Source organism: Solirubrum puertoriconensis (genome assembly GCF_001483135.1).
Lineage (GTDB): Bacteria > Bacteroidota > Bacteroidia > Cytophagales > Hymenobacteraceae > Solirubrum > Solirubrum puertoriconensis.
In genome coordinates this window covers 920239-945507 of the sequence record NZ_LNAL01000006.1, presented here as the reverse complement: position 1 = coordinate 945507, position 25269 = coordinate 920239, and the positions used below count along the sequence as shown (strand labels likewise).

The following is a 25269-nucleotide window of genomic DNA, read 5'->3' as shown; positions in this document are numbered from 1 at the left end:
CATAAGCCTGCCAACCGATCCGTACGCTCGAGCTATGGCGGCACAGCTCGGTTGCCTGGTTTGCAGGTACTATCAATATACACGCTTTTAACTACTTAGTAAACCTGAACAGCATATAAGTCCTTGTAGCCGCCGCACGGGTGGCGCGGCGGCCGTTGCCCAGGTAGCTGCCGGTGCGTTAGCCTTGCTTGGCACCGCACTCGGCACAAAAGCGCTGCTCGGGTTTCATGCTCGCGCCGCAGTCGCCGCAAAAGCGCTCCTTATTTTTGGCAGCGGCATTGGGTGAGCCGCATTCGGGGCAGAACTTCTGGTCAGGATTCAGCTTGGCGTTGCAACTGTTGCATTGCACCACGCTTGCGCGGTTCAGAAAATCGAGGTCCTGCGTGTAGTTCTGCTGGCGCGTTTTCTCATAGATCTGCTCGCGGGCAACCAAGGCCTGCTGGGCTGCCAGTTCCTCGTGCTCGTCGGGGGCGCAATCTTCGCACAAGCCGGCTTTGGAGTTCCAACACACATCGGGGCACACCCAGTGGCCGCACCGGGTGCATTGCTTGAAGTACTGCTTACCCTCGGCTACGGCTTTTTCCATGGCCTCGTCGTGGGCTTTGCCCCCGATGGCGCGCTGCACGTGGTAGGCAGCGTTGCCGGCACTCGAAAAGTAACCGCCAAACAAGCTGCCGGCGGCGCGCATCAACTCGCCCGCAATGCCCACGGCGTTGGGCTGAAACCGCGACATATGCCCGTTGCGGCACTTGTCGCAGTAAAACTTAAACTGAAATCCTTTGTCGGTTGATAAGTCATCGTGGTTGGCCACGAAGCGGATCATTGTGCTCACGGTGGTAAATTTTTCGAGTATCAGCCCCAAAGTAATGGCTTCGTAGGTAGCTGCGCTAGCCGTACAGTAGGCAATTGTACACCAGCGAGGTGCGCAAGGCATATTCGTGGCACTTTACCCATAGCAATAACATGTACATGTGATTTGCACCGACTCGTCAGAGCATTTTGAAAAAGCGGCTCTGTAAGCTCGGTAGTTTTTTCGGTGGCGTGTTAAACCTTGCGCTTGCGCCAGCGTCTAACCCCCACGCCAACCGCCTCTACCACCTCTCTCCTAGCCCGCTTGGAAGACCAGGAAATCCTCCTCAAGTTCCGGGACCCCGCCGCTCGCAATGTGGCCTTCAACCAGCTGGTGCGCAAGTACCAGCAGAAGGTGTACTGGCACGTGCGCAAGATGGTAATCGACCACGACGATGCCGACGACCTCGTGCAAGATGTGTTCGTGAAGGTGTGGAACAACCTCGAGAACTTCCGCTCCGATGCCTCGCTCTACACTTGGATTTACCGCATTGCCACCAACGAATGCCTGAACTTTCTGCAGAGCAAACGGCGGAAATTCTTCTTGCCGCTCAACGACGTGGGTGCCGAGCTTTCGGCCAAGCTCGAAGCCGACGACAGCCTCGCCGGCGACGAAGTGGAGCTAAAGCTGCAGAAAGCCATTTTGCGCCTGCCCGATAAGCAGCGCATGGTGTTCAACCTGCGCTACTACGACGAAATGCCCTACGAGCAGATGGCCGAAGTAACCGGCACTAGCGTGGGCGCCCTCAAGGCCTCGTACCACCACGCCGTCAAGAAAATCGAGCAATACGTAAACGAAGCCAGCCATTAAACTTCTGGGCTTTGCAGCCCTCTAACCGATATGAAAACGCCTTTTCGTTTGGACGACCACCCGCGGCGCCAGCAGCCGCTGGCCTCGCCGCCCGATGGCTACTTTGATAAGCTGCCGCTGCGTGTAATGCAGCGCGTGCGCCCCGCCGAGCCCGAAGCTGCCCCGCTGTTTGGCTGGCTGGCGGCGCTGAGTGCGCCGCTGCGCACCGCCCTGGCCTCGGTGCTCCTGCTGGTAGCTTTTGTGGGTACGTACTGGCTTACCGATAGCCCTGCGCGCTACCGCACCCCAACCGGGGCCGTGGCTACTGTGCCGGCTGCTACATCGGAGCGGGCCTTGGCGGCCGTGCCGCACGCCGAAGTAGTACAATACCTGCTCACCAACGATGAGCGCCTGACCCTGCAGGATTTTTCGGAAACGCCCATCGCCGACCGCGACCTTACGGCCACCTTCTTGCCCGGCACCTCGCGCGCCGAGTTGGAGGCCGCCCTCGACGAACAACCCAGCGTGGATGTTTACCTGTAAGCCCATCTTTGCAACCTCCTCCCTCTGATATGAAGCTTTTCCGATTGCCCCACTTGCTGCTGCTTGTGCTGCTGGCCCTAGGTGCCAGCGCACCGGCCATGGCCCAGCGCCCCGGCGGCCCTGGCAGCGGCCCCCGCATGGAGCGCCTTGAGAGTGCCCGCGTGGCCTACATTACCGAAAAACTCGCCCTCACGCCCGAACAGTCGCAGCGCTTTTGGCCCTTGTTCAACGAGTACACCGAAAAGCGTCGGGCTTTGCGCCGGCAAGTCGGTGAGGCCCGCCGCGGCACCGATTACTCCGCTATGGGCGACAAAGAAATTCGGGCGGCGCTTAACCAACAGTTCGCCATGCGCCAAAACGAGCTGAACCTCGAGAAAGAATACGTGGGCAAATTCGAGAAGGTGATTACCCTGCGCCAAGTAGCGCAGCTGCAACAAGCCGAGCGCGAGTTTACCAAGGCCCTCATCAAACGCCTGGATAACCGCCCCGCTCAGGCCACTACAACCAACGACTAACTTCCCTTGCCACTACCTGTCAAAGGCTGCCTGCTGGGCAGCCTTTGTTGTTTGCCCTAGGTGCATTGGCCTGCCACAGCGGCACTCCCCGCCTAGGTGGTAACTTTGTGGGCTCGTTCTGCACGCTTATGCTTACTCCTCGCCAGCTCTTTCTGCGCCACCAGGCCCAAACTTCCGATTTCCCGCTGCTGCTCGAAATTGAGCGCGCCGAGGGCGTATGGATGTACTCGCCCGATGGCCGGCGGATTCTTGATTTGATTTCGGGTATTGGCGTGAGCAATGTAGGCCACCGCCACCCGCGTGTGCTAGAGGCCATTCAGCAGCAGCTCGATAAGTACTTGCACCTGATGGTGTACGGCGAGCTGGTACAAGCGCCGCCGGCCGAGCTGGCGCATGCCCTGCACCAAACCTTGCCTTCGGCTCTCGACAACGTATACTTCGTGAATTCGGGCACCGAGGCCGTGGAGGGCGCCCTAAAGCTGGCCAAGCGCCACACCGGCCGCACCGAGCTCATTAGCTGCTACAATGCCTACCACGGCTCCACGCAAGGCGCGCTGTCGGTAAATGGCTCCGAGAGCTTCAAGCGCAGCTACCGCCCCTTGCTGCCCGATGTGCGCCACATCCGCTACAACCACTTGCCCGATCTGGAGCAGATTACAACCCGCACGGCCGCCGTAATTGTGGAAACGGTGCAGGGCGAAGCCGGTGTGCGCGTACCCACCAACGACTACCTAGGCCATTTGCGCCGCCGGTGCACGGAGGTCGGGGCTTTGCTCATCCTCGATGAAATCCAGTGCGGGTTTGGCCGTACGGGCACGTTCTGGGCCTTCGAGCAGTTTGGTATCGAGCCCGACATTCTCCTGACAGCCAAAGGCATGGGCGGCGGTATGCCCATTGGGGCCTTTATTTCGCGCCAGGAGATTATGCAGGGCTTCAAGAGTAACCCGATCCTAGGTCATTGCACCACCTTCGGCGGGCACCCGGTGTCGTGCGCGGCTTCGTTAGCTACACTGCGCACCATTTTGGATGACAACTTGCTGGCCGGCGTAGCCGACAAAGCCGCCCGCTTTCGGCAGCTGCTGGTGCACCCGGCCATTCGCGAGGTGCGCGGCCAAGGTCTGATGATGGCCGTGGAGTTTGAATCGTTTGCGGTGCTGAAGCCGATTATCGACCACGCCCTCGCGCACGAAGGCATTCTTACCGACTGGTTCCTGTTCTGCGACAATTCGTTGCGCCTGGCTCCGCCCCTCACCATCACCGACGACGAAATCGACTACGCCTGCGCGGCTTTGTTGCGGGCCATTGATGCTGCCGCGTAAGGCACCGGATACTACGGCCGCAAACTCAGAACGCGGGTGCCCATTGGCTTGGGAGTGCAAGGCTCCTGCCCCAAACAAAAAGCACGCCCCTAGGTCGCCGGGAGCTTCCGGCGACCTAGGGGCGGTGCAATTATCGAGGCTTGCTTGGTGCTACAATCCGCGGCCGTGGGTTGCGGTGCCTTCGCCTTTGAAGTTTAAAAAAGCTTCTGATTCGTTCTTGATCTGCTCGCGGGGCAAGCCATCGCGCACGCCCATGGAAATCTTGCGCACCAGCACGCCCACAATGGCTTTGCGGAAGCCAAGCTTCTCGGCCATGTCAATGCAGAAGTCCATCTCGTTGTCGTCCACCACACCGTCGGCCAGCATCATATCCACCAGGTCGAAGATCTGATCAAAGCGTTCGGAGTCGTTATCGGGCAACGCGAGGGTGTGTTGCTGCGCCTGCGCCACTACGTTGCGTACGTCGCTGGCACTCAACCCATTTTTCTTTCCTACCGACACCAGGAAGTTCATCTCCCGCTCGTCGATGTGCCCATCGACGCGGGCCAGCGAAGCCAGGTTATGAATGTGGCTGCGTGCTTTCTTGCATTGTTCGCTTTCGAAGAAACCAAACATAGAGGTGGGAAGGGAAACGGTGTAGGACAGCGGCCGCAACACAAGCCAAATTGGCTAATGCCAACCCGCGGCCAAGCCGGCTGGCAATGAGGGTGATGTTAATTTATCCTTTCCCTCTTAGGCTTGCATACGGAACTTGAAAAAAAACTGTCAAATAATGGCGCATATTTGCAGGCTTAAATCAGCAACCCGCCGTAACGGTTAGTGGTTGTCCTAAACTGCCACACCTAAACGGGCCGCCGGTCGGCCCGTTTTTCTGCCCTTCTTACTAGCATGAAACGCATCGGAGTGTTTACGAGCGGAGGCGACGCGCCCGGCATGAACGCGTGCATCCGCGCCGTTGTACGCACGGCCCTCTACCACGGTATCGAAGTTTACGGGATTATGCGCGGGTACTCGGGCATGATCAAAGGCGAAATCGTGCGGCTCGACACGACATCGGTGGCCAACATCGTACAACGCGGCGGCACCATTCTGAAGTCGGCCCGCTCGCAGAAGTTCATGACCAAGGAAGGGCGGCAACAGGCGTTCGATCAGCTGGTAAATCACAAGATCGAAGGGTTGGTAGCCATTGGCGGCAACGGTACCTTCACCGGTGCCATGAAATTTGAGGAGGAATTTGGCATTCCGACGGTGGGCGCCCCCGGCACCATCGACAACGATCTGTACGGCACCGATTACACCATCGGCTACGACACGGCCGTGAACACCGCCCTCGACGCCATCGACAAAATCCGCGACACGGCCGACTCGCACGACCGCGCCTTCTTCGTGGAGGTAATGGGCCGCGACTCGGGCTACATTGCCATTCCGTGCGCCATTGGCGGCGGTGCCGAAATTGTGCTGGTGCCCGAGCAGCAGCAAAGCATCGATACCGTTATCGAAACGCTCCAAACCGCACGTAAGCGCCAGAAGTCGTCGTTCCTGATTATCGTGGCCGAAGGCGACGAAGAAGGCAACGCTACCATTGTGGCCAACAAGGTGAAGGAAGCCATTCCGGAGATGGACGCCCGCGTAACGGTAATCGGCCACATTCAGCGCGGGGGCGCCCCCTCGGCTGCCGACCGCCTGCTGGCCTCGCAAATCGGCATTGCGGCTGTTGAAGGCCTCGTGAACGGCATGCGCAACGTGATGGCCGGCATCGTCGACCGAAAGTTGGTGTACACCCCCTTCCACGATACCATCTACAAGAAGAAGCTCATCAACCAAGGCTTCATGCGCATGGTAGAGATTCTGTCGGTGTAAGCGGTTCGCTTGCAAGCAAAGCCGGTGCTTACCGTTTTGGCGGCAGGCACCGGCTTTTTTTTATGATTTAGATACTGCGAGAACAAGCTCGGCAATGGCCTACAACGCCCGCGACGCTATTTGCTCCCGAATCCAGTCTTCAGCGGCATCGGGGTGTAGCCAATGGTAGGCCGGGTCGCGGCGGAGCCAGGTAAGTTGGCGCTTGGCATAGCGGCGGGTGTTGCGCTTGAGCAGGCGCACGGCTTCTTCCCAATCATACTCGCCATCGAGAAACCCGAAAATCTCTTGGTAGCCCACGGTTTGCAGCGCCTGCTTTTCGCGGTAGGGCAACAAGGCTTTCACTTCCTCGAGCAAACCTTCGGCAAGCATCTGATCTACCCGCATGTCAATGCGTTGGTACAGTTCTTCCCGCTCGCGGGCAAGGGCCACTTTGAGCACCTCGAAGGGGCGTTCGGCTTTAGCGCTGCTGCCATGAAAGGAGCTGAAGGGCTTGCCGGTACTTAGCGTTACCTCCAAAGCACGCAACACGCGCACGTGGTTTTGGCGGTCGATGCGGGCGTGGCACACGGGGTCGAGTTCGGCTAATTGGGCTACCAGTGCGGGTAGGCCTTGCTCCTCTAGCTGTTGCTGCAGTTGCTCGCGCACGGCCGTGTCGGCGGGCGGCAGGTCGTCGAACCCATCGGTAATGGCCTGCAGGTACAAGCCCGAGCCCCCCGTCAGAATCACCACTTGGTGCCGCTGAAACAACGCCTGCAGCAAAGCTAGGCAATCGGCTTCGTAGCGGCCGGCGCTGTACTCCTCCTCCACTGAGTGCGAGTCGATGAAGTGGTGTGGTACGCCTTGCATTTCGGCAGCGGTGGGCTTGGCCGTGCCAATGCTCATTTGGCGGAAGAACTGGCGCGCATCGGCCGATATTACCTCGGTGCCTAGGTGCTGGGCCAGGCGCACGCACAGGGCCGTTTTGCCCACGGCCGTGGGGCCGGCTACTACCAGCAGCAACGGCCGTGCGGTTGCTTGTTTACTCATGCCAAAACAGGTTGGGTACTTGGGGCTGCTCACAACGCGGCGTACAGGCGCAGCAGTTCTTGCTCTTCGTGCTCCCAGTTCAGGGCTTGGCGGGCGCGCTGGCAGTTACGGGCCAATTGCTCGCGGCGTTCGGGCGCGTCGCGCAGCAGGCGGTTGAGCGTGGCGGCCAGGCATTTGGGGGTTAGCGTCGGCACTACTTCAGCTACTTGGAATTCGTCGTTCAGGACCAAGTACTCCGGAAACGGCGAGATGAGCTGCGGCACGCCGGCGTGCAGATAATCAAAAAACTTGTTGGCCAACGAGTAGTAGTAGCTAAGCCCTAGGTGCTCAAGCACGCTAATGCCCACGGCAGCACCCAGGGTTACCTGCCGCAGTTCGGCAGGCACCACGTACCCCCGAAATTCTACTTTGCCGCTGGCCACTAGCCCTAGGTCGGCAGCCCGTTGGCGCAGTTGGGCCGATAGGTCGCCTTCGCCGCAAATAACCAGCCGCCCTTGCACAGCGGGCATGGCATCAATCAAAGCCTCCAGGCCGCGGCCCACGTTGAGCACGCCTTGGTAAAGGATGTAACCAGTTGCCGGGGAGGTGCTAGGTGTTTCGGCACCTAGGCGGCTGATGTTGCGCACCACCCCAAACGGCCGGCTGTACCGCTGGCTAAACCACTGCGCCAGCGCGGGCCCTACGGTGTAGGCCAGCCTAGCCCTAGGCACCACCCATTGCTCTACGCCGCGCCACACGCGCTGCACCAGGGGGCGCTGCACTACTTCGGGCACTTCGGTAAATAATTCGTGGGCATCGTACACAAAAGGCTGGCCGCCTAGCTTGGCGCGCAGCCAAATAGGCAGCGCTGCATCGAGGTCGGCGGCGCCGTAGGCGTGCCAGCCGCGCTGCCGGAGCAGGTACAGTATCAGCCGGATGTTGTACTCTGCATAGAACAGCTTGCCCTTGTTGAACCAACAGCGAAGCCGCACTTGTTCAAAGGGTTGCGTACCCAGTGGCCGCGAGCTGGGCAGTTGCCGCCCAACCAACCGCACACGGTAGCCGTGCTGCGCCAGCGAGGTGCAAATGCGCTGCATGCGCTGATCGTAGGTGAGGTCGGAGGTAACGGCGAAGAGCAGGCGGCGCACGGCAATGCATAAATTCATCCTTCTCCTGTACACCCAATAGGGTGTTCGGTTAGGATATATTTGACAAATTTAAGCGGTTAACCTGCTTATCACCGGCTACGGCCCAACCTAGGGGCCGCTGCAGCTGTAGTTTCTGCGATGTCATTCCAAACAGATCAGGCCGTATCGGCTACCGATTACGCAACCTACCGCGCTCTTTTCGATGGCGCTTTCGATGCCATCCTGCTATACGACGAGCAAGGCCGGCTTTTCGACTGCAACCAGCGCGCCCTCGATTTATTGGGTACTGCCCGCGAGCAACTGCTCGAAACCGGCATCATCAGCTTTACGCGCCCCGTGCCAACGGCCGAGCCGCACTGGGCTACCGAAAGCGAGCTAAACGAGGCCATTCGGCAGTGTGCCGCCACCGGCGAGCAGGCATCGCGGATTTGGTACGCCGCCCACACCAACAAAACCGAGTTGGATGTGTGGCTCACGCTGCACCGGTTGGAGCTGCCCGATCAGCGGAAAATTGTGCAGCTAACCGCACGCGACGTAACCACGCAGAAGCGCACCAACGAAACCAACAAGCAACGGTTAGCTGTAGAGCATTTGCACAACCAGCTGCGCGATGTGCTGAGCCGGGCCAACATGTGCTACCTCGAGCTCGACCTTAACGCGCATATTGCCGATTTCAACGAGCATTTTGAGCACCTCACGGGCTACACCCGCGAGGAGATTATCGGCCACGAATACTTCGATACGTTTGCCCCGGTAGCCGAGCGCGAGCCGCGCCGTCATGCCTTTCGTATGTCGCTGGAGCAGCAAAAGCTCTACGATTTTGTGGAGCGCTCCTTGCAGGCCCGCGACGGCAGCAAGCGCACCTTGTTCTGGCATTCCGAGTTTGCCCACACGCCTACCGGCGAAATCCGAGGCATCTTCTTTATCGGCTACGATACCACCGACCGGCAGGTAACGGCCAAGGCCCTTACCGACAACCGCTCGCGCCTGCAGGATTTCCTCGACAACGCCCACGACCTGATTCAGAACCTGTCGGTTGACAACCGCTTTCTGTTCGTGAACAAGGCCTGGAAGGAAAAGCTGGGCTACGACGACGACGAGCTTTCGGAGCTGACCCTAGGTGATGTGGTACACCCCTACTACAAGGCCAAGCTGCTGTACCAGCTGCGCAACCTGTATAAGGGCGAAAAGGTGAACAAGCTCGAAACGGTGTTCCTGACCAAAACGGGCAAGCCGGTACACCTCATTGGCTCCATCACCTGCCATTGGGACGAGGGCGAGCCGGTGAGCACCCGCGCCATTCTGCACGACATCACCGACCGCATCAAGGCCGAGCGCCTGCAGAAGGTTTACTACAGCATTGCCAACCTGGCCATCAGCTCCAAGGATCTGCACTCGTTGTACGGTGCCATCCACCGCGAGCTGAGCAAGATCATCGAAACCAACAACTTCTACATCGCGCTCTGCGACGAAGCGCGCACGCACCTGCAGTTCGCGTACTTCGTCGATCAGAACTCGCAGGGCGAGAAGGCGATGGTAACGCGCCCGTTCTCCTCGGGCGTATCGGAGTACATCATCCGCACGGGCAAGCCACAAATTCTGGTACGCGAGGATTTGCAGACGCTGATTGCGGACGGCACCATTACGGCCTACGGGCTGATGCCGGAAGTTATGCTTTGCTCGCCGCTGAGCATCGGCGACCGAATTATCGGGGTTATTGCGGTGCAGGACTATTCCAACCGCGAAGCCTATGCCCCCTCCGACCTCGAGATTCTGCACTTCATCTCGAACCAGGTGGCCTTGGCCATCGAGCGGAAGCGCAACGAGGTTCAGATCAACAAGCAGAACGCACGCCTCAACGCCATCTTCGAGAGCGGTACGCACTTGATGTGGTCCGTCGATCTGAAGTCGCGACTTACCTCGTTCAACCGCAACTACGCGGCCTACTTCTTGCGGCGCAATGGCGTGCACCCAGCCCTCAACATCAACCTGTGGCACGCCGACCTAGCCATGATGGACGAGGACGCGCGGCAGTTGTTTATCGAGCACTACACGCGGGCCTTTGAGGGCGTACCGCAACGCTTTGAGGTGCGCCTGCGCGACGTGCGCGGCCACGATACTTGGCGTGAAATCTACCTCAACCCCATTTACCTCGACGACGGTACGTTTGAAGAGATTTCGGGCATCGCGCACGACATTACCGACAAGAAGCGCGGGCAGCTGGAGTTGGCCGCACAGGAGGAAAAATTCCGGGCCATTTTCGAGTCGTTCCAGGACGTGTACTACCGCACCGATGGCCAGGGCATCCTCACGCTGCTCAGCCCCTCGGTGCACGACATGCTGGGCTACGAGCCGCATGAGGTGATTGGTACGCACATCGTGAACTACTATGTGAACCCCGCCGACCGCGACGCCCTGTTGCAAGCCATCAAGCAGGACGGCGAAGTGCGTAACTACGAGATTGACATGCGCCACAAAGATGGGCACCCGGTAAGTGTGCTCATCAACGCGCGCATGGTGCACGATGGCCCGGCCGGCACCGAGGGCATTGCCCGCGACATTACGGAGCTGAAAACCCTGAACGACGACCTGCGCCGCGCCAAGGACGAAGCCGAACAGGCGCTGCATGCCAAAACCCAGTTCCTGGCCAACATGAGCCACGAGCTGCGCACGCCTATGAACGGCATCATTGGCATGATTGACCTGCTGCACCAAACGGTGGCCTCCGAGGAGCAGGAAGAGTACATTGATACGCTGCGGAAGTCGTCGGATGCGCTGCTGGCTATTTTGAACGACATCCTCGACTTGTCGAAGATTCAGGCGGGCAAGATGGAGCTGAACGAGGAGGGCATGGATTTGCACTACACCCTCGACAAGATTCACTCGCTTTTTGCCAACCGGGCGCAGCAAAAGCACCTCAACTTCACCTACGAAATCACGCCGCACACGCCGCGCTTCATCATCACCGACGAAACGCGTTTGCTGCAGGTGCTGAGCAACCTCACCTCGAACGCCATCAAGTTTACGCAGCAGGGTTCCGTAACGGTGCGCGTCACGTCGGTATTCACCGATGGCGTGGAGCATACCTTGCGCTTCGAGGTGCAGGACTCCGGCATCGGTATTTCGTCGGAAAACGCGAAGCTGCTGTTCACCAACTTTACGCAGCTCGATACCACGCCCACCAAATCGTTTGGCGGTACGGGCCTAGGTCTTGCCATCAGCAAGCAGCTTACGGAGCTGATGGGCGGCAGCATCGGCGTCGACTCGAACGTGGGCGAAGGCTCTACGTTCTGGTTTACCATCCGGTGCCGGGTGGCCACCAACGAGATGGAGATTTTGCAGGAGCGCCAAGCCTCGCGCGACCGTTCGGGCTCTGAGGTGATGCGCTTCGAGCAAGCCCCGCGCGTGCTGCTCGTCGACGACAACCCCATCAACCAGAAAGTAGCCGTGCGCCTGCTCGATAAGCTGGGCTGCCGCACCGATGTGGCCGGCGACGGATTTGAGGCCATTGGCCTTGCCACCAGCGGCTTGCGCTACGATGTCATCTTCATGGACATTCAGATGCCCGAGATGGATGGCGTTACGGCCATGCGCGAAATCCGGCGGCGCCTAGGTCCGGGTTGCCCCCCGGTGGTAGCCATGACGGCTTATTCGATGAAGGAGGACGCCGAGCGGTTTGTGCAGCAAGGCATGGACGACTACGTGCCTAAGCCCGTGAAAAGCCAGGACCTGTACGAGGTGTTGTGCCGTTGGCGTCCGCAGGCAGCACTACTGTCGGCCTCGGCCAACGCAACTCCGGATCAAGCCCCTGCCGAAACGCCTGTTGACAGCGTGGTTGAGGCCGGCCCCGTTGCCGACAACGACCCGCGGCCCATCATTGATATGGACACGGTGGAGCAGTTGCGCCAGTTGGGCGGCGCCGATTTTGCGGCCGGTTTGTTTGCCGATTTTGAGCACGAAGCCGGGCCTTTGCTGGAGGAAGCCAAAACCCTGGTAGATGCCGGAAATTACGCCGACATTCTCCCCCATCTGCACCAGCTAAAGGGCACTGGTTTCACGCTTGGCCTCACACGCCTTGCCGAACAAGCAAAACATTTGGAACATGACTTAAAGCAGGGCCGTACGGAGAATGCAGTGCAGGATTTTCAGAAGCTTTTGCATTACTTCGCGCAGTTCGTGGCTACTTACCCGGCCCAAACCAGCGCTACCTGACGTCCTGCCGTTAGTTTACGCCCCTTCCAACTCACTCCAAAAAATCTAGCTGTCAGTCATGTCCGACTCGAAAACCATCCTTATTGCGGAGGACAGCTCCGTTATCCTGAACCTGACCAAGAAGATCCTGGAGCTGCAGAAGTACCGCATCGTGTCGGCGAAAAATGGAGGCGAGGTAGTAAAGCAGCTCGAGGCGCAGCCCATCGATTGCATTCTGCTCGATATCAACATTCCGGTGAAAGACGGCATGACGGTGGCTCGCGAGATTCGCCAGCACGGCGACGACAAGATCCGTCAGGTGCCCATCATCGCCATTACGGGCAACGCCAACAACTACACCATGGACGACTTCCGCGAGGCCGGCATTACCGATTACCTGCCCAAACCGCTCGATTTCGACGCCCTAGTGCGCACCGTAAAGCAGCACATCGGATAGGTTTTAGGGCTTGGGTGCTTGGGTTTTAGTAGCTCCGTTCCGGAGAACTGCACCCGGCACCTAAGCCCTAATTCGCTAAGCCCTAGCGCATGCAGGTCACTTTCCTAGGTTCTGGCACATCGCAGGGGGTTCCCGTAATCGGGTGCCACTGCGCGGTGTGTCGTTCCGTCGACTTCCGCGACAAGCGCCTGCGGGTGTCGGTGCACTTACAGGTGCAGGGCCGCAGCATCATCATCGACTCGGGCCCTGATTTTCGCCAACAGGTGCTGCGCGATCGAATCGACCACTTGGATGCGTTGGTGTTCACGCACGAGCACAAAGACCACACGGCCGGCATGGACGACATCCGGGCGTACAATTTCAAGCAGCGGCAAGACATGCCCGTGTACGCCGAACCGCGCGTGCTCGAGCAGCTAAAGCGCGAGTACGCCTACATTTTTGCCGACCAAAAATATCCCGGCGTACCGCAGGTAAAAACCATTCCTATCCTCAGCGATACGGCCGGTTTCGAGGTCGAGGGCATTGAGTTTCAGCCCATCCGGGCGCTGCATTACAAGCTGCCCGTGCTGGGTTTTCGGGTGGGGCGCTTCTCCTACGTTACCGACGCCAACCACCTCTCGCCCGAGTCGCGCGAGCGGCTGCGTGGCTCCGATGTGCTGGTGTTAAACGCTTTGCGCCACGAGCCGCACATCTCACACTTCAGTTTATCCGAAGCCCTGGAAGTAATTGAGGATGTGCAACCTAAGCGTGCATACCTTACCCACATAAGCCACCTATTGGGCAAGCACCGCGAAGTTGAGGCCACCCTGCCGCCGCACGTAAAGCTGGCCTACGATGGCCTGCGGGTGCAGCTGTAATATCTTTCCGAACAGGTACTTTTCTGGCTGCGTCGGGGCTGCTGAACCCGACGCTTTTGGGCATGCACAACAACTACTTCTTTCTGCGTTTGCTGGCTCCGGCCCTCACCCAGCACCTAGGCGGCTACCGCGTAGTGGCGTGCTTTTCGCAGGAAAAAGATGAGCTGGTAATCGGGCTGACAAATGGCGCGGCGGAGTTTTGGTTGAAGGCCCATTTGGCCGGTACGCAGCCGCTGTTGTCGTTGCCCGAGAGCTTCCACCGCGCCCGCCAGAACTCCGTCGATTTGTTGCCCGACATGCTCGGCCGGGCAGTAGCCGAAGTAAGTACCGTACCCAACGACCGGGTGCTGCGCATTGGCTTTGCCGATGGTGCCGTGCTGCTGCTGAAGCTGTTCGGACCTAGGCCCAATGCGGTGTTCTACCCCGCCCCCGAGGCGCCGGGGCAGTTGTTTCAGCAGCGCGTAACCGAGGATGCTGGCTTGCTGCACCGACAACCTAATACCACCCCGACCGACGAGGAAATAAGCGCGCACCCCGACCCGGCGCGGCTGTTTCCAACCCTCGGCGAAGTACCCCGTTTGTGGCTGCGTGCCCAAGGCTACGACACGGCTCCGCAACCTAGGCGCAAAGAGTTGGTGCACGAAGTATTGCAGCGGCTTAGCGCACCCGACGCGTTTTACATAATTCAGTTGGAAGGGCGCACGCGCCTTAGCTTGCTGCCGGTAGGCGCCGTAGAGCAAACCTTGGCTCCGGAGCCAGTTGTAGCGCTCCGGGCATTTGTGCCGTTGTTGCTGGGCCGCGGGGCTTACGAGGCCGAGCTGCGCCAACTGCGGCAGCAGCTGGAAAAACGCGCCGACGAAGCCACCACCAGCGCCGCCTTGGCCCGCCGCCGCCTACACGCCCTCGAGCACGAGGCCAGCTACCGCCAAACCGCCGACCTGATTATGGCCAACCTGCACCAGATACCGGCCGGCGCCGAGCAGGTTGAGGTGCTCGATTTTTACCAGCACGACCAGCCGCGCACCATCAAGCTGAAGCCAAGCGAAACGCCGCAGCGCACCGCTCAAAACCTCTACCGCAAGGCCAAAAATCAACAGATAGAAACCCAGCAGCTGCAGGAGCGCGTAGAGAAGCGCGAAACCGAAGCGCTATGGTGCCTAGAGCGCCTCGAGGAACTCCCTGGCCTCGCCGACCTTCGCACGCTGCGCCAATGGCGCAAGCAGCACAGCCTCGACCCCGCGGCGCAAACCAAAACCGCCAACGAGCTACCCTTTAAGGTGTTCGAGGATGGTGGCTTTACCATTCTGGTGGGCCGCAACGCCCAAAACAACGACCTGCTTACCCAACGCTACGCCCACAAAGACGACTTGTGGCTGCACGCCAAAGACGTAAGCGGCTCGCACGTGGTAATTAAGCAGCGACCCGGCCAAACCGTACCCGAGCCCGTACTCGAGCGGGTAGCGCAGCTGGCGGCGTGGTATTCGCGGCGCAAAAACGACTCGCTGTGCCCCGTAACGGTTACGCCCAAAAAGTTTGTGCGCAAGCCCAAAGGCGCCGCAGCCGGCCAAGTAATAGTGGAGCGCGAAAAGGTGGTGCTGGTAGTGCCCGCCAACCCGTACGAGCGCCACGCCTAGGTGCCCGCTCAGGTTGGCGCCTCTAGCACCTAGGTGAAGCTTAAGTGCATGACAGCTTTGACTGGGTGGTTGCAGCGCTGAAAAACCAAAGTGGCTCGCCTTCCGAAGAAAGCGAGCCACTCAGCTGGTGTGCGCACAGGGAGAGTCGAACTCCCACACCCGAAGGCACCACCCCCTCAAGATGGCGTGTCTACCAATTTCACCATGTGCGCAGGTCACATTGTATCGGCGCTTTGGTTGCGCCCGCTCCGCCGTAGAGGGCGGCGAAGTGGCGACAAAAGTAGTAGGTGGGTTTGGTTGGTGCAAGCCTTGCCCGGGCATTTTTGCCCTTTACCGTTGTACTAACAAGGTTATCAGCGACAAAAATTATCGGGTGGCGCAGTTCATGCGTTCCTCACCCATCGTAAATTAGGCTTACGTCGTATTCTAGCCACACCTGTCGCCATGACTACCAAAGAAGCCTTGCAAGAAATAGGCAGCCAGCACCAAGGCTCCGTCTTCCAGCGTTTCGCGCACGCCATTACCGTTTGGTCGGGCTCGTCGGCGGCCTTTATGTTGGCGCTGGGCGTTGTGTTGGGCTGGGCGGTTACCGGACCTATGTTTAAGTATTCCGAAACCTGGCAGCTCGTCATCAACACCGGTACTACCATCGTTACCTTTCTGATGGTGTTCCTGATTCAGCGGGCGCAAAACAAAGACTCGCTGGTGCTGCACCTGAAGCTAAACGAGCTGATTGCCGCTACCAAGGGTGCCAGCAACCGCCTCATCAACGCCCAGGACTTCACGGAGGAAGAGATAGACACGCTGCACCGGTTTTACTGCTTGTTGGCTGAGAAAGCCAGAAAAGACAACGACCTAGGGCGCACGCATTCCGTGGAGGAGGCCGAAGAAAACCACGCCGAGAAGATGGTGAAGCACCGCTCCCGGTAAGCTAATGACGCGGTAAACAAACAACGGCCCGGCCTGCAGGTGCAGGCCGGGCCGTTTTACTTCGGTTGCAGTGCCGTTTAGGAGCGAGCCAAGGGCGTGTCAACCAAGTGCTCCGACAGGAACCACACCTGCATTTCGTTGGTGCGAATAACCTGGCTTACCACCAGGTCGTTGGTGCCGTCGTCGCCCGAGTCGGCCGAGCGTTTGGCGTACTCGTGGCATTCGTTCAAAATGATTTCGTGCGCTTCGAGCAAGCGCGAAACCTGCACGGGCGCTTCTTCACGGTCGCGCGGTGGGCGCGGAATGCTCGTGGCCTCGGCAATGTCGGGCGCCATGGCCAGCGAAATACCGCCCAAAATCTGAATGCGCTCGGCAATGGTATCCACCAGGGTGCTCTGCTCCTCGTAGTGCTTATCGTAGAGCAGGTGCAGCTGATAGAAGGTAGGACCTACCACTTGCCAGTGGTGCTTCTTGTAAAGGTCGCGCAGCGTTATGGTGTCGGCCAGCAGTTGGTTCAGCATGTCCACGCTTTCCTGCCGGGTAGCATCATCCAACCCGATGGGCAAACGCTGCGATACCGTGCCATAGCGCTGCAGCACGCGGGGCGAGTTTTCTTGTTGGTTGAGCACGGGCTGCACGGCATCGGTACCGTTTTTAGCCAGCGTAATCGGCGAGTCGATGTCGCCGCGGGTAGCGGTTGCTTTGGTCGAGAGGCCTTGGGCCGATTTGCCACCAGCGCGGCCGTTTGCCGAGGCCGAGGTTTTGGTGGCCTTACCAGCCGAAGACTTAGCAGATGTTTTAGTAGCCATTGGGTGTGGTGTGAATTCGAGTGTTCAAGTGAAACAGCCTTGCAGCTGCTCGGTTTGGCTTACGCACGGCGCGGCTGCAGGTTCGCACCCGCGCCTATCTTTACCCACCATGGCAGCGCATCATCAGCACCCCCACCCCGAAGAACACCTCACCAGTTCGGCCGTGTTGCAGGACATTGTAATTGGTTTGTCGGATGGCCTTACGGTGCCATTCGCCCTGGCCGCCGGGCTAAGCGGCGCGGTGCAATCGTCGGAGTTGGTAATAACGGCTGGCTTAGCCGAAATCGTGGCCGGCTCCATTGCTATGGGCCTGGGCGGCTACCTCTCGGGCCGCACCGAGCTCGATCATTACGCATCGGAGCTGCAGCGCGAGTACCGCGAGGTAGACGAGGTGCCGCACGTAGAGCGCGAAGAAGTGCGCGAGCTGCTCGCCGACATGGGCCTCTCGCCCGCTACCCAAGAGCAAGCCGTGCGCGAGCTTACTTCCGACCGCGACCAGTGGGTTAAGTTCATGATGAAGTACGAGCTTGGCCTGGAGCAGCCCGACCCCGAGCGGGCCCGCAATAGCGCGGCCACCATTGGGCTGGCCTACGCCCTAGGTGGGCTTATCCCGCTCAGTGCGTATTTTGTAGCGGCAACGCCCACCGAGGGGCTGACCTGGTCGGCGCTGATTACGTTGCTGTGCCTGCTCGTATTTGGGTATTTCAAGAGCCGGCTTACCGGCCAGCCACCCGTGCTAGGCGCTCTTAAAATGGCAGCCATTGGAGCACTGGCAGCAGCGGCCGCCTTTGGGGTAGCCCGGCTGGTCGAAAGCTTGTAGAACCACCGCCCGCCGCGTGTGCTTCAGCTTCGGGCACGTACCTTTCGGCACTATTTGCCTAGGTGCTCTGCCATGAACGAAGCCCACCTCCACCTGCTGCTCAACCACGTACCCATACTGGGCAGCCTCGCCGGTTTTGTGATACTGCTGGTTGGCGTGTTGCGCCACAATGCCAGCGTCACGAAAACCGGCTTGATCATGCTGCTTGTAGCCGCGGCCTTTGCTCTGCCTACCCAACTTACCGGCGAAGGTGCCGAAGAGCTGATTGAACACCGGCCCACCGTTTCGCACGCGCAGATTGAGGCCCACGAGGATGCCGCCGAGCTAGCGTTTTGGATGCTCGAGCTTACGGCCATTCCCGCCTTGGTAGCGCTGATGCTGTGGCAACACGCCCGCGCCCGCCTGCTGGTGTTGCTTACCCTAGGTGGCGCAGCCCTTAGCTTTGCCCTGATGGCGTACGCGGGTTGGGAGGGCGGCAAAATCAACCACCCCGAATTAACAGAGCCTCAAACCGCGGCCGAGGCGCCTCAACCCATGCCTTAGCTGCTGTTTTGCTAGCTTCGTACACCTAGGATCTTCTCCTGAGTTAGCCACTTTAGTCCGCTCCACCATGGCCTTTCCTTCCTTCAGCGATGAAAAATCGGTGGTAGCCCGCTTGCTGGCTACCCTGCCGCAAACTGGCCGCGTGGAGTGGATTGGGGTACGCCCCGCCCGGCGCCAGCCCCTGCTATCGGTGCCCGAAGTGGAGGCCCTAACCGACGCCCACCTAACCGGCGACCACGCGCGGCCCAAGCCCGGCGGAAGGCGGCAGGTAACGCTCATTCAGCACGAGCATCTGGCATCGGTGGCGGGCTTTCTGGGCCTGCCCGAGCCCGTTGAGCCTGGCCGGCTGCGTCGCAACCTCAGCATCAGTGGCCTTAATTTGTTGGCACTAAAAAATCGGCGCGTACGCATTGGCGAACAAGTGGTGCTGGAGATTACCGGCGAATGCCACCCCTGCTCCCGCATGGAGGAAGAGCTCGGCCCGGGCGGCTACAACGCCATGCGCGGCCACGGCGGCCTCACGGCCCGCATCCTGCAAGGCGGCCAAATTCGTGTAGGCGACGCTGTGCAGGTGCTGCAGGAAAAGTAAGCCGAGCTTTCAATCATCTTTATTTAACCTAGGCGCCCGGCAACAAGCACTTGCTTGTTGCCGGGCGCCGGTGTACTTACCCATTTGCTCGCTTTCAACGCAAGAGCATTGGTTATGTGCGGCTTAGATATAAGTAGCTTTGTTTACCATGGCTTTTAGAAGTCAGCCTAGATGACGAGTCTAATTTTCAAACTTTGAAGTTATTTGTTTGAAAATTCAGAAAACGCGTACCTTTGTGGCACCATGACAGCCAAAAGGGACGACAAGCGCGACTTGATTTTACAGGCAGCAGCCCAATGTTTTAGCCGCTTCGGCTACGACAAAACCACGCTGCAGGACATTGGTGATGCGGCCAAACTAAACAAGGCCTCGCTTTACTACTACTTCAAGAATAAGGAAGACCTGTTTATCCAGGTAGTGCTGCTCGAGGCCGAGCGCTACTTAGGCGCGCTGCAGGAGCAAGTGAAGCCGCTGATGCGCGCCACTGATAAGATTGTGGCGTACCTAACGGGGCGCCTCGAGTACTACCGGCAGGTGCTCAACCTGCACCAGCTCAGCATCGAGAACTTGCAGCGCCTCGAGCCGATGTTCGACGATGTGTACCAGGCCGTGCGCGGCCAGGAGCTGGCCTTTTTGGGCGAACTGCTAAGCGAAGGCGTAGCCGACCGCGAGTTCCTGAAGCTGCAGCCCGAGCGTGCGGCCGATGCCCTGCTCACCGTGGCCGATGGCATCAAGCACGAAGCCGTGCAACGCTCCCGCACGCGCTTTGCCCACGAGGTAGATTACGCCCCGGTGCAGGAGAAACTTACCTACACCCTCACCCTCCTCCTGAACGGCCTTAAGAAGTAGCTTAAGCTGCTGCTCAACAAACCGAGGCCCTAGGTCATCAACGCAACCCCAAAACCACACCCATGAAAACTGCCCTGATTACCGGCGCCAGCAGCGGCATTGGCCTTGAGCTAGCGCGCATCTTCGCCCGCGAGAAGCATCGCGTCGTGTTAGTAGCCCGTAACCGCAAAGCCTTGGAGCAACTGCAGCAAGAGTTGCAGCAGCAGCACGGCATCGAGGCCCTAGTGCTGCCCGCCGACCTAGGCCAACGCGAGGCACCCCAGCAGCTGTTTGAGGAGCTGCAGCGCCGCGGCATTGCGGTTGATTACCTCATCAACAACGCCGGCTTTGGCGACTTTGGCTTCTTCGCCGAAACCGAGTGGACCAAGGAAGAGCAAATGCTTGATGTGAATATTCGGACCCTCACGCACCTTACCAAACTCTTTTTGCCCGGCATGGTACAGCGCCGCTCGGGACGCATTATGCAGTTGGCCAGTACAGCCGCTTTTCAGCCCGGCCCACTGATGGCGGTGTATTACGCCACCAAAGCTTACGTGCTCAGTTTTTCGGAGGCCATTGCCAACGAGCTGCAAGGCACGGGCGTAACCGTAACGGCCCTGTGCCCCGGCCCTACCGCCTCGGGCTTTCAGGATGCGGCGGCCCTCAACGACTCCAAGTTGGTGAAAGGCAAAAAGCTACCGACTTCGGCCGAAGTTGCCGAGTACGGCTACCGTGCCTTTATGCAGGGCGAAACCGTAGCGGTGCATGGTCTCATGAACTCGCTGATGGCACAATCGGTACGCTTTGCGCCTCGCAGAATGGTAACGGCTTTGGTACGGCGCATGTCGGAGCGGGCCCACTAGGCGGTAGCCAATAGTAATAGCCGAAACTAAGCAAGCCCAGCGAATATATTTAGTTTAATATATACATAACATTCTGTTATTCAATTCATTGGTTTTTTATTCTGAATTTATGCTTCAACAAGCCAAATCCTTAGGCAACTCCTAATCCATCGTTAACAAGGCAGATGTACCTCTAGTAGTTGAGGCCAGGCACCTGAGCTTCTTTCGTCACGAAATGAGGAGAACGAAAACACCTTTCACCAGGTCAGGTGCGCCTGTCAAAACGTTGTACTCAACCGGGCAAAAGCTAAAAATACGGGGATGCTGTCTGAAATAGCATCCCCGTATTTTGTCGATTCTCAACACAGCAAGTAGCTACTCGCCGCCGTACTTGCTTTTGCCCGAGCCGCCGGCATCCATGCGCACAATGCGCGGCGTAAAGGAGCCTAGCACATCTACTAAGTCACGCTGGTGTGCCATTACCTGATGGATGTCTTTGTAAGCCATCGGTGCCTCATCTAGCCCACCACCGATGAGTTCCACGCCTTGGTCGCGCAGCAGCCGGCGCAGCTCGCCTTCGGTTACTTGCTGCTTGGCTTGCGTGCGCGAAAGCCGCCGCCCCGCCCCGTGCGAAGCCGACTGAATAGAGTCACGTTCGCCGCGGCCGCGCACGATAAAGCCAGGGGCCGTCATGGAGCCAGGTATAATGCCCAATACGCCCTTGCCAGCCGGCGTGGCGCCTTTGCGGTGCACAATGGCTTCGCGGCCGTCGGCTAAGGTTTCCCTCCAGGCAAAGTTGTGGTGGTTCTCAACCTGCGCAAGCGGGTTGTAACCTAGGGCTTTGCTGAGGCGGCGGTGGATGTCGTGGTGGCAGGCCGAGGCGTAGTCGCCGGCCAGGTTCATGGCGCGCCAGTACTCCTGCCCTTCCTCCGAGTCGAGGTCGAGCCAGGCGAGGTAGCGCGCTTCGGGCGGCAGCGGGCACTTGTTCATGGCCACCTTGGTGTAGTGTTGGGCAATGGCGGCACCTAGGCCCCGCGAGCCACTGTGCGAGAGCAGCCCGAGGTACTGACCTAGGGGCAAGTTCAGGTCGTTTTCTTCCTCGGTGATATCGACAATGCCCCACTCCACAAAGTGGTTGCCCGAGCCCGACGAGCCGAGCTGCTTTACGGCGGCTTCGTGTTTGCCCCGCGCCACGGCTATTTCCTTGAACTCGGGCCGCTCCAGCACGGGGTCGTCGGCGGGGTTCTTGAACACCTCTTTGTTGCCGAAGCGGGTGTGGTTGTGCAGCAGCTTTTTCAGCTCGTCGCGGCGCTGCTCGAGGTAGCGCGGCGGCAGCTCAAACACCGACAAGGCCATGCGGCAGCCAATGTCCATGCCCACGCCGTAGGGTATTACGGCATTATCCACGGCCAGCACGCCGCCGATGGGCAAGCCATAGCCTTGGTGGGCATCGGGCATTAGGGCCCCGTCGATGGAAACGGGCAGCTGCATGGCGGTGTCCATCTGCTTGCGGGCACCGTCTTCGATGAAGGCTTCGCCGTAGCGGCGGTAGTCTTTTATTTCGGGGTTCAGCTTTACGTCGCGGCTGGGTTGGGGCACTAGCTCCTGGGCTAAGGGGCGCCAGGTTTGGTCGCGCACGTACTTGTAGGGGTCGGCTTTTATTTCGCGCAGCAGCGCCAGGGCGCTGCCCTTATCGAGCTTGCGCAGCTCGCGTTGGTCGAGTATGTCGAGGGCCAGGCTGATCTGCTTGTCGTCGGTGAAACCGAGTTGACGCAGGTCTTTGCCGTGCAGCTTATTCGTGTTTTTGGCCATGATGCGGATGGGAAGGATGGTAGTGGGTTTACCGACTTCGCTCATCTCTAGGTTTCGGTTTGCGCTACTTGATGTCAGCTAGCTTGCTATACTTTTGAAGCAGTGAAGGCAAACACTTTTGGCTCTCCATGGAATTAGTCCTGCTCTTTTTGTTCAGCGCCCTCCTGCTTGTGGGCTCAATTGTACTTGTTTGTTGGGCGCTGTACCATTGGCAACGCCGCAAAGGCAACCGCCGGTTAGCTCTTCTGCTGCCGGGCTTGCTGATGTCGGGCATTGGCTACTGCGTACACTTTGCCATTTACCCCAACGATGCTTTTTACCACGACGAATTCCGCAGCATCACCGGAGTTCCCTTACCGGCTTCGGCCGATATCCAACGCAAGGATGCCAGCTACCCCGACCAACACGGTGCTTATGCAGCTTGTGCGCGTATCAGGCTAGCACCAGCCGACTACACCAATTTGTTGCTCCGGCTTCGCCGCGATACTACGTTTCAATCCTTGAGCAGCCCGAAATTTCTCTTTATCCACTCCGACACGTTCGAATACGTGAATCCCGGCGTGGATGTGAAATTAACCTGCAGTGCGGCGTATTCCAGTATTTACCGGCCCTACAAGTTTGTAGGATTCCTTCGCGACGGCAAGACCATCATCATCTATCGCACTAGTAGTTAGTAGTTTGTCTATTCGCGGTGAGCAGTATCTGATCCACTTTTTAGCTCAGCTTAACCGATTGTGTATAGTCCATCTTAAATATTTAATGTGGATTTAATGCCTTTTGGCAATCCGCCGGGCACGGGCGCTGCGTAGCTCCTACATCACTGGCTGAGTAAGCCAGCGTAGCTGCACGCCATTTTCATTCTTACCATATCCCATGCAAACACCAGTACTGTTGCCCACTATTAGTCCGATTGCTCGCCGTTTGCGCCGCGCCTCCCTGCTAGGCTCGGTGCTGAGCCTGGCTGCCTTAGCGCCCGCCGCGGCCCAAACCATTTACGGCCTATCGGGCACTAACCTAGTTACCTTCCAGGCCTCGGCCCCGGGCACGCTCACGGCTACTGCGGCCATTACGGGCGTAGCCGCCGGCCAAACCATTGTAGGCATGGATGTGCGCCCCAACACCGGCGAGCTGTTTGCCCTGGGCTACAACCCGGCCACCACCACGGCGCAGCTCTACCGCATCAACGTGGGCACCGGCGCCGCTACTACGGTGGGCTCGGCCCTCACGCTGAACCTGGGCGGCGCTACCGACCGCATCGGTTTCGACTTCAACCCGACAGTCGACCGCATTCGCGTCACGAGCACCAACCGCGGCAACTTCCGCCTCAACCCGAATGATGGCTCCCTAGCCGCTACCGACGGGCAACTTACTTACGCCCCCGCCGATGCCAACTCGGGCCAAACACCCGGCGTAGGCGCCTCGGCTTACACCAACAGCTACATCGGCACGGGCAGCACCACGCTCTACAACGTGGATGAGGTGAACAGCCGCCTGGTATCGCAGGTACCGCCTAACGACGGCACCCTCAACACCATTGGCGCCTTAGGGGTAACCACCAGCGGCGCCACCCAGAGCGCCGACCTCGACATTGCTTACAACGCCACCAACCAAACCAATACGGCCTACCTGGTGGTAACAATGGCGGGTACCTCCACGGGCACCACGCTCTACACCGTAAACCTGACCACCGGCGCGGCTACCGCGGCGGGTGCCGTGGGCACGGCCACCAGCATGGTTACCGACATTGCCGTGGCCATCGACCGCACGGTGCCGGCCACGCTTACGGGCCGCCTGATTTACGCCGTATCGGGCACCAACCTGTTGTCATTTGATTCGGCCCTGCCCGGTACCATCCGCACGCTCACGCCCATCACGGGCCTTACGGCCGGGCAAGCTTTGGTAGGGGTTGATTTCCGCCCCGCTACCAACCAGCTGTTTGCCCTAGGGTACAGCGCCGCCAACACCACGGCGCAGCTCTACCGCCTCAACCTGACCACCGGCGCCGCAACTGCCGTGGGCTCGGCCCTCACCCTCAACCTAGGGGCTGCTACCGACCGCATCGGTTTTGACTTCAACCCGACAGTCGACCGCATTCGCGTAACCAGTACCAGCCGCGGCAACTTCCGCCTCAACCCCAACGACGGTACCATTGCGGCCACCGATGGGCAGCTGAACTACGCCGCTACCGATGCCAATGCCAGCGCCACCCCGTCGGTTTCGGCTTCGGCCTACACCAACAACCTGAGCAACGCCACTAGCACTACGCTCTTCAATTACGACGACGCCCTGAACGTGCTGGTGACCCAAACCCCGCCCAACGACGGCGTGCTGAACACCGTGGGCAGCTCGGGCATCACCGTGAACCGCACCACCAACGCCGTCGAGTTCGACATCATCACCGACGGTACCACCAACCAGGCCCTGTTGGCGGCCAGCACCGGCACCAGCACCGTCGATAACCTCTACTCCGTGAACCTGACTACGGGCGCCGCTACGCTGGTGGGCCCCGTTGGCGGCGGCATCAACATCAGCGGCATGGCGGCCTACTCGCAGGCTGGCTTGCCCACGGCTACGTTGCCCAGCGTACTGGCCGCGCAAGTGTCGCTGTACCCCAACCCGGCCCAAGGCACGGCCAACCTGGTACTGCCCACCGAACTCACCAAGCAGCCTCTCACCGTACGGGTGCTGAATGCGCTGGGCCAGGAGGTTAGCCAGCAAACCCTCACGGCGCGTGGTGCGCAGCCGGCAGCCATTTCGTTGGCGGGCGTAAAAACCGGCCTGTACCTGGTGCAAGTAAACACCGCCGAAGGCCAGCTGACCAAGCGCCTGTTCGTGGAATAGCAGCGCCCTAGGTGCATACAACAAAAGCGGGTCCGACGAACGGCTGTTCGTCGGACCCGCTTGTTTGTTTTCGGCTCAGAAAGGCCT

Annotated in this window: 23 protein-coding genes and 1 tRNA gene; 17 read left to right on the top strand and 7 right to left on the bottom strand. The window is 59.4% G+C overall.

Annotated features, from left to right (window positions below; all coding sequences use genetic code 11):
* Window positions 1-178: 178 nt before the first annotated feature.
* On the bottom strand, window positions 179-823 hold the full coding sequence (locus ASU33_RS08850) for a zinc ribbon domain-containing protein (protein WP_059070301.1): 645 nt from the start codon (window positions 821-823) through the stop codon (window positions 179-181).
* Between the two features lie 291 nt (window positions 824-1114).
* On the opposite strand from ASU33_RS08850, the gene ASU33_RS08845 reads away from it, so the two are divergent.
* From ASU33_RS08845 to ASU33_RS08830, 4 genes are all read left to right on the top strand, one after another.
* Window positions 1115-1660, top strand: a complete 546-nt coding sequence (locus tag ASU33_RS08845; RefSeq protein ID WP_059070299.1) for an RNA polymerase sigma factor — start codon at window positions 1115-1117, stop codon at window positions 1658-1660.
* A 30-nt stretch (window positions 1661-1690) separates the two neighbouring features.
* On the top strand, window positions 1691-2182 hold the full coding sequence (locus ASU33_RS08840) for a hypothetical protein (protein WP_059070298.1): 492 nt from the start codon (window positions 1691-1693) through the stop codon (window positions 2180-2182).
* Window positions 2183-2211: 29 nt separating this feature from the next.
* Entirely contained in the window at window positions 2212-2697 is a 486-nt protein-coding gene (locus ASU33_RS08835) for a periplasmic heavy metal sensor (RefSeq protein WP_059070296.1), read from the top strand.
* Between the two features lie 128 nt (window positions 2698-2825).
* Window positions 2826-4016: an aspartate aminotransferase family protein gene (locus tag ASU33_RS08830; RefSeq protein ID WP_059070771.1), complete on the top strand. Its 1191-nt coding sequence runs from the start codon at window positions 2826-2828 to the stop codon at window positions 4014-4016.
* A 150-nt stretch (window positions 4017-4166) separates the two neighbouring features.
* On the opposite strand, the gene ASU33_RS08825 is transcribed toward ASU33_RS08830, so the two are convergent.
* Window positions 4167-4631: a tellurite resistance TerB family protein gene (locus ASU33_RS08825; RefSeq protein WP_059070294.1), complete on the bottom strand. Its 465-nt coding sequence runs from the start codon at window positions 4629-4631 to the stop codon at window positions 4167-4169.
* A 273-nt stretch (window positions 4632-4904) separates the two neighbouring features.
* Between ASU33_RS08825 and pfkA the strand changes: the two genes are divergently transcribed.
* Window positions 4905-5876 carry a 6-phosphofructokinase gene (gene pfkA / locus ASU33_RS08820; RefSeq protein WP_059070292.1) on the top strand — a complete coding sequence of 324 codons (972 nt, stop codon included), beginning with the start codon at window positions 4905-4907 and terminating at the stop codon, window positions 5874-5876.
* 99 nt (window positions 5877-5975) lie between these two features.
* Here the strand turns inward: pfkA and miaA are convergent, their stop codons facing one another.
* Both miaA and ASU33_RS08810 read right to left on the bottom strand, forming a co-directional pair.
* The gene (gene miaA, locus ASU33_RS08815) at window positions 5976-6902 is read right to left on the bottom strand and encodes a tRNA (adenosine(37)-N6)-dimethylallyltransferase MiaA (protein ID WP_059070290.1); all 927 of its coding nucleotides are present in this window, start codon (window positions 6900-6902) and stop codon (window positions 5976-5978) included.
* Between the two features lie 29 nt (window positions 6903-6931).
* Window positions 6932-8047, bottom strand: coding sequence for a glycosyltransferase (locus ASU33_RS08810; RefSeq protein ID WP_059070287.1), 1116 nt, complete (start codon window positions 8045-8047; stop codon window positions 6932-6934).
* A gap of 120 nt (window positions 8048-8167) precedes the next feature.
* Between ASU33_RS08810 and ASU33_RS08805 the strand changes: the two genes are divergently transcribed.
* From ASU33_RS08805 to ASU33_RS08790, 4 genes are all read left to right on the top strand, one after another.
* Entirely contained in the window at window positions 8168-12241 is a 4074-nt protein-coding gene (locus ASU33_RS08805) for a PAS domain S-box protein (protein ID WP_059070284.1), read from the top strand.
* Between the two features lie 58 nt (window positions 12242-12299).
* On the top strand, window positions 12300-12677 hold the full coding sequence (locus ASU33_RS08800; protein WP_059070281.1) for a response regulator: 378 nt from the start codon (window positions 12300-12302) through the stop codon (window positions 12675-12677).
* Between the two features lie 89 nt (window positions 12678-12766).
* Complete coding sequence (locus ASU33_RS08795) at window positions 12767-13534, top strand: MBL fold metallo-hydrolase (RefSeq protein ID WP_059070278.1); 768 nt, start codon at window positions 12767-12769, stop codon at window positions 13532-13534.
* A 62-nt stretch (window positions 13535-13596) separates the two neighbouring features.
* Window positions 13597-15168, top strand: coding sequence for an NFACT RNA binding domain-containing protein (locus ASU33_RS08790; RefSeq protein ID WP_149867121.1), 1572 nt, complete (start codon window positions 13597-13599; stop codon window positions 15166-15168).
* A gap of 130 nt (window positions 15169-15298) precedes the next feature.
* Here the strand turns inward: ASU33_RS08790 and ASU33_RS08785 are convergent.
* Window positions 15299-15380 (bottom strand) — tRNA-Leu (locus ASU33_RS08785).
* A 232-nt stretch (window positions 15381-15612) separates the two neighbouring features.
* Between ASU33_RS08785 and ASU33_RS08780 the strand changes: the two genes are divergently transcribed.
* Window positions 15613-16098, top strand: a complete 486-nt coding sequence (locus tag ASU33_RS08780) for a low affinity iron permease family protein (RefSeq protein WP_059070274.1) — start codon at window positions 15613-15615, stop codon at window positions 16096-16098.
* Between the two features lie 77 nt (window positions 16099-16175).
* On the opposite strand, the gene ASU33_RS08775 is transcribed toward ASU33_RS08780, so the two are convergent.
* The gene (locus ASU33_RS08775) at window positions 16176-16907 is read right to left on the bottom strand and encodes a Dps family protein (protein WP_078062994.1); all 732 of its coding nucleotides are present in this window, start codon (window positions 16905-16907) and stop codon (window positions 16176-16178) included.
* A 109-nt stretch (window positions 16908-17016) separates the two neighbouring features.
* Here ASU33_RS08775 and ASU33_RS08770 point away from each other — a divergent pair, with 109 nt between their 5' ends.
* The 5 genes from ASU33_RS08770 (at window position 17017) to ASU33_RS08750 (ending at window position 20550) form a co-directional block, all read left to right on the top strand.
* A complete protein-coding gene (locus tag ASU33_RS08770; RefSeq protein WP_059070271.1) occupies window positions 17017-17727 on the top strand; it encodes a VIT1/CCC1 transporter family protein in 711 nt (236 codons plus the stop codon).
* A gap of 72 nt (window positions 17728-17799) precedes the next feature.
* A complete protein-coding gene (locus ASU33_RS08765; RefSeq protein ID WP_059070269.1) occupies window positions 17800-18270 on the top strand; it encodes a DUF2231 domain-containing protein in 471 nt (156 codons plus the stop codon).
* A 67-nt stretch (window positions 18271-18337) separates the two neighbouring features.
* Complete coding sequence (locus tag ASU33_RS08760) at window positions 18338-18859, top strand: MOSC domain-containing protein (RefSeq protein ID WP_059070266.1); 522 nt, start codon at window positions 18338-18340, stop codon at window positions 18857-18859.
* Between the two features lie 243 nt (window positions 18860-19102).
* Window positions 19103-19708 (top strand): TetR/AcrR family transcriptional regulator, encoded by a 606-nt coding sequence (locus tag ASU33_RS08755; RefSeq protein ID WP_149867120.1) that lies wholly within the window; start codon window positions 19103-19105, stop codon window positions 19706-19708.
* Window positions 19709-19770: 62 nt separating this feature from the next.
* The gene (locus ASU33_RS08750) at window positions 19771-20550 is read left to right on the top strand and encodes an SDR family NAD(P)-dependent oxidoreductase (RefSeq protein WP_059070263.1); all 780 of its coding nucleotides are present in this window, start codon (window positions 19771-19773) and stop codon (window positions 20548-20550) included.
* Window positions 20551-20904: 354 nt separating this feature from the next.
* On the opposite strand, the gene ASU33_RS08745 is transcribed toward ASU33_RS08750, so the two are convergent.
* The gene (locus ASU33_RS08745) at window positions 20905-22386 is read right to left on the bottom strand and encodes an RtcB family protein (RefSeq protein WP_286130445.1); all 1482 of its coding nucleotides are present in this window, start codon (window positions 22384-22386) and stop codon (window positions 20905-20907) included.
* A gap of 83 nt (window positions 22387-22469) precedes the next feature.
* Here ASU33_RS08745 and ASU33_RS08740 point away from each other — a divergent pair, with 83 nt between their 5' ends.
* On the top strand, window positions 22470-23015 hold the full coding sequence (locus ASU33_RS08740) for a hypothetical protein (protein ID WP_149867119.1): 546 nt from the start codon (window positions 22470-22472) through the stop codon (window positions 23013-23015).
* Window positions 23016-23214: 199 nt separating this feature from the next.
* A complete protein-coding gene (locus tag ASU33_RS08735; RefSeq protein WP_078062993.1) occupies window positions 23215-25182 on the top strand; it encodes a DUF4394 domain-containing protein in 1968 nt (655 codons plus the stop codon).
* Window positions 25183-25269 lie beyond the last annotated feature (87 nt).

What these genes read in the sequence shown, in the direction of transcription:
- ASU33_RS08780 (WP_059070274.1), top strand. Translation starts at nt 15,613, where the DNA reads ATGACTACCAAAGAAGCCTTGCAAGAAATAGGCAGCCAGCACCAAGGC.
- ASU33_RS08770 (WP_059070271.1), top strand. Translation starts at nt 17,017, where the DNA reads ATGGCAGCGCATCATCAGCACCCCCACCCCGAAGAACACCTCACCAGT.
- ASU33_RS08790 (WP_149867121.1), top strand. Translation starts at nt 13,597, where the DNA reads ATGCACAACAACTACTTCTTTCTGCGTTTGCTGGCTCCGGCCCTCACC.
- ASU33_RS08750 (WP_059070263.1), top strand. Translation starts at nt 19,771, where the DNA reads ATGAAAACTGCCCTGATTACCGGCGCCAGCAGCGGCATTGGCCTTGAG.
- ASU33_RS08805 (WP_059070284.1), top strand. Translation starts at nt 8,168, where the DNA reads ATGTCATTCCAAACAGATCAGGCCGTATCGGCTACCGATTACGCAACC.
- ASU33_RS08825 (WP_059070294.1), bottom strand. Translation starts at nt 4,631, where the DNA reads ATGTTTGGTTTCTTCGAAAGCGAACAATGCAAGAAAGCACGCAGCCAC.
- ASU33_RS08830 (WP_059070771.1), top strand. Translation starts at nt 2,826, where the DNA reads ATGCTTACTCCTCGCCAGCTCTTTCTGCGCCACCAGGCCCAAACTTCC.
- ASU33_RS08800 (WP_059070281.1), top strand. Translation starts at nt 12,300, where the DNA reads ATGTCCGACTCGAAAACCATCCTTATTGCGGAGGACAGCTCCGTTATC.
- ASU33_RS08835 (WP_059070296.1), top strand. Translation starts at nt 2,212, where the DNA reads ATGAAGCTTTTCCGATTGCCCCACTTGCTGCTGCTTGTGCTGCTGGCC.
- ASU33_RS08760 (WP_059070266.1), top strand. Translation starts at nt 18,338, where the DNA reads ATGGCCTTTCCTTCCTTCAGCGATGAAAAATCGGTGGTAGCCCGCTTG.
- ASU33_RS08745 (WP_286130445.1), bottom strand. Translation starts at nt 22,386, where the DNA reads ATGAGCGAAGTCGGTAAACCCACTACCATCCTTCCCATCCGCATCATG.
- ASU33_RS08740 (WP_149867119.1), top strand. Translation starts at nt 22,470, where the DNA reads ATGGAATTAGTCCTGCTCTTTTTGTTCAGCGCCCTCCTGCTTGTGGGC.
- ASU33_RS08765 (WP_059070269.1), top strand. Translation starts at nt 17,800, where the DNA reads ATGAACGAAGCCCACCTCCACCTGCTGCTCAACCACGTACCCATACTG.
- ASU33_RS08755 (WP_149867120.1), top strand. Translation starts at nt 19,103, where the DNA reads ATGACAGCCAAAAGGGACGACAAGCGCGACTTGATTTTACAGGCAGCA.
- ASU33_RS08810 (WP_059070287.1), bottom strand. Translation starts at nt 8,047, where the DNA reads ATGAATTTATGCATTGCCGTGCGCCGCCTGCTCTTCGCCGTTACCTCC.
- ASU33_RS08850 (WP_059070301.1), bottom strand. Translation starts at nt 823, where the DNA reads ATGATCCGCTTCGTGGCCAACCACGATGACTTATCAACCGACAAAGGA.
- ASU33_RS08735 (WP_078062993.1), top strand. Translation starts at nt 23,215, where the DNA reads ATGCAAACACCAGTACTGTTGCCCACTATTAGTCCGATTGCTCGCCGT.
- pfkA (WP_059070292.1), top strand. Translation starts at nt 4,905, where the DNA reads ATGAAACGCATCGGAGTGTTTACGAGCGGAGGCGACGCGCCCGGCATG.
- miaA (WP_059070290.1), bottom strand. Translation starts at nt 6,902, where the DNA reads ATGAGTAAACAAGCAACCGCACGGCCGTTGCTGCTGGTAGTAGCCGGC.
- ASU33_RS08795 (WP_059070278.1), top strand. Translation starts at nt 12,767, where the DNA reads ATGCAGGTCACTTTCCTAGGTTCTGGCACATCGCAGGGGGTTCCCGTA.
- ASU33_RS08840 (WP_059070298.1), top strand. Translation starts at nt 1,691, where the DNA reads ATGAAAACGCCTTTTCGTTTGGACGACCACCCGCGGCGCCAGCAGCCG.
- ASU33_RS08775 (WP_078062994.1), bottom strand. Translation starts at nt 16,907, where the DNA reads ATGGCTACTAAAACATCTGCTAAGTCTTCGGCTGGTAAGGCCACCAAA.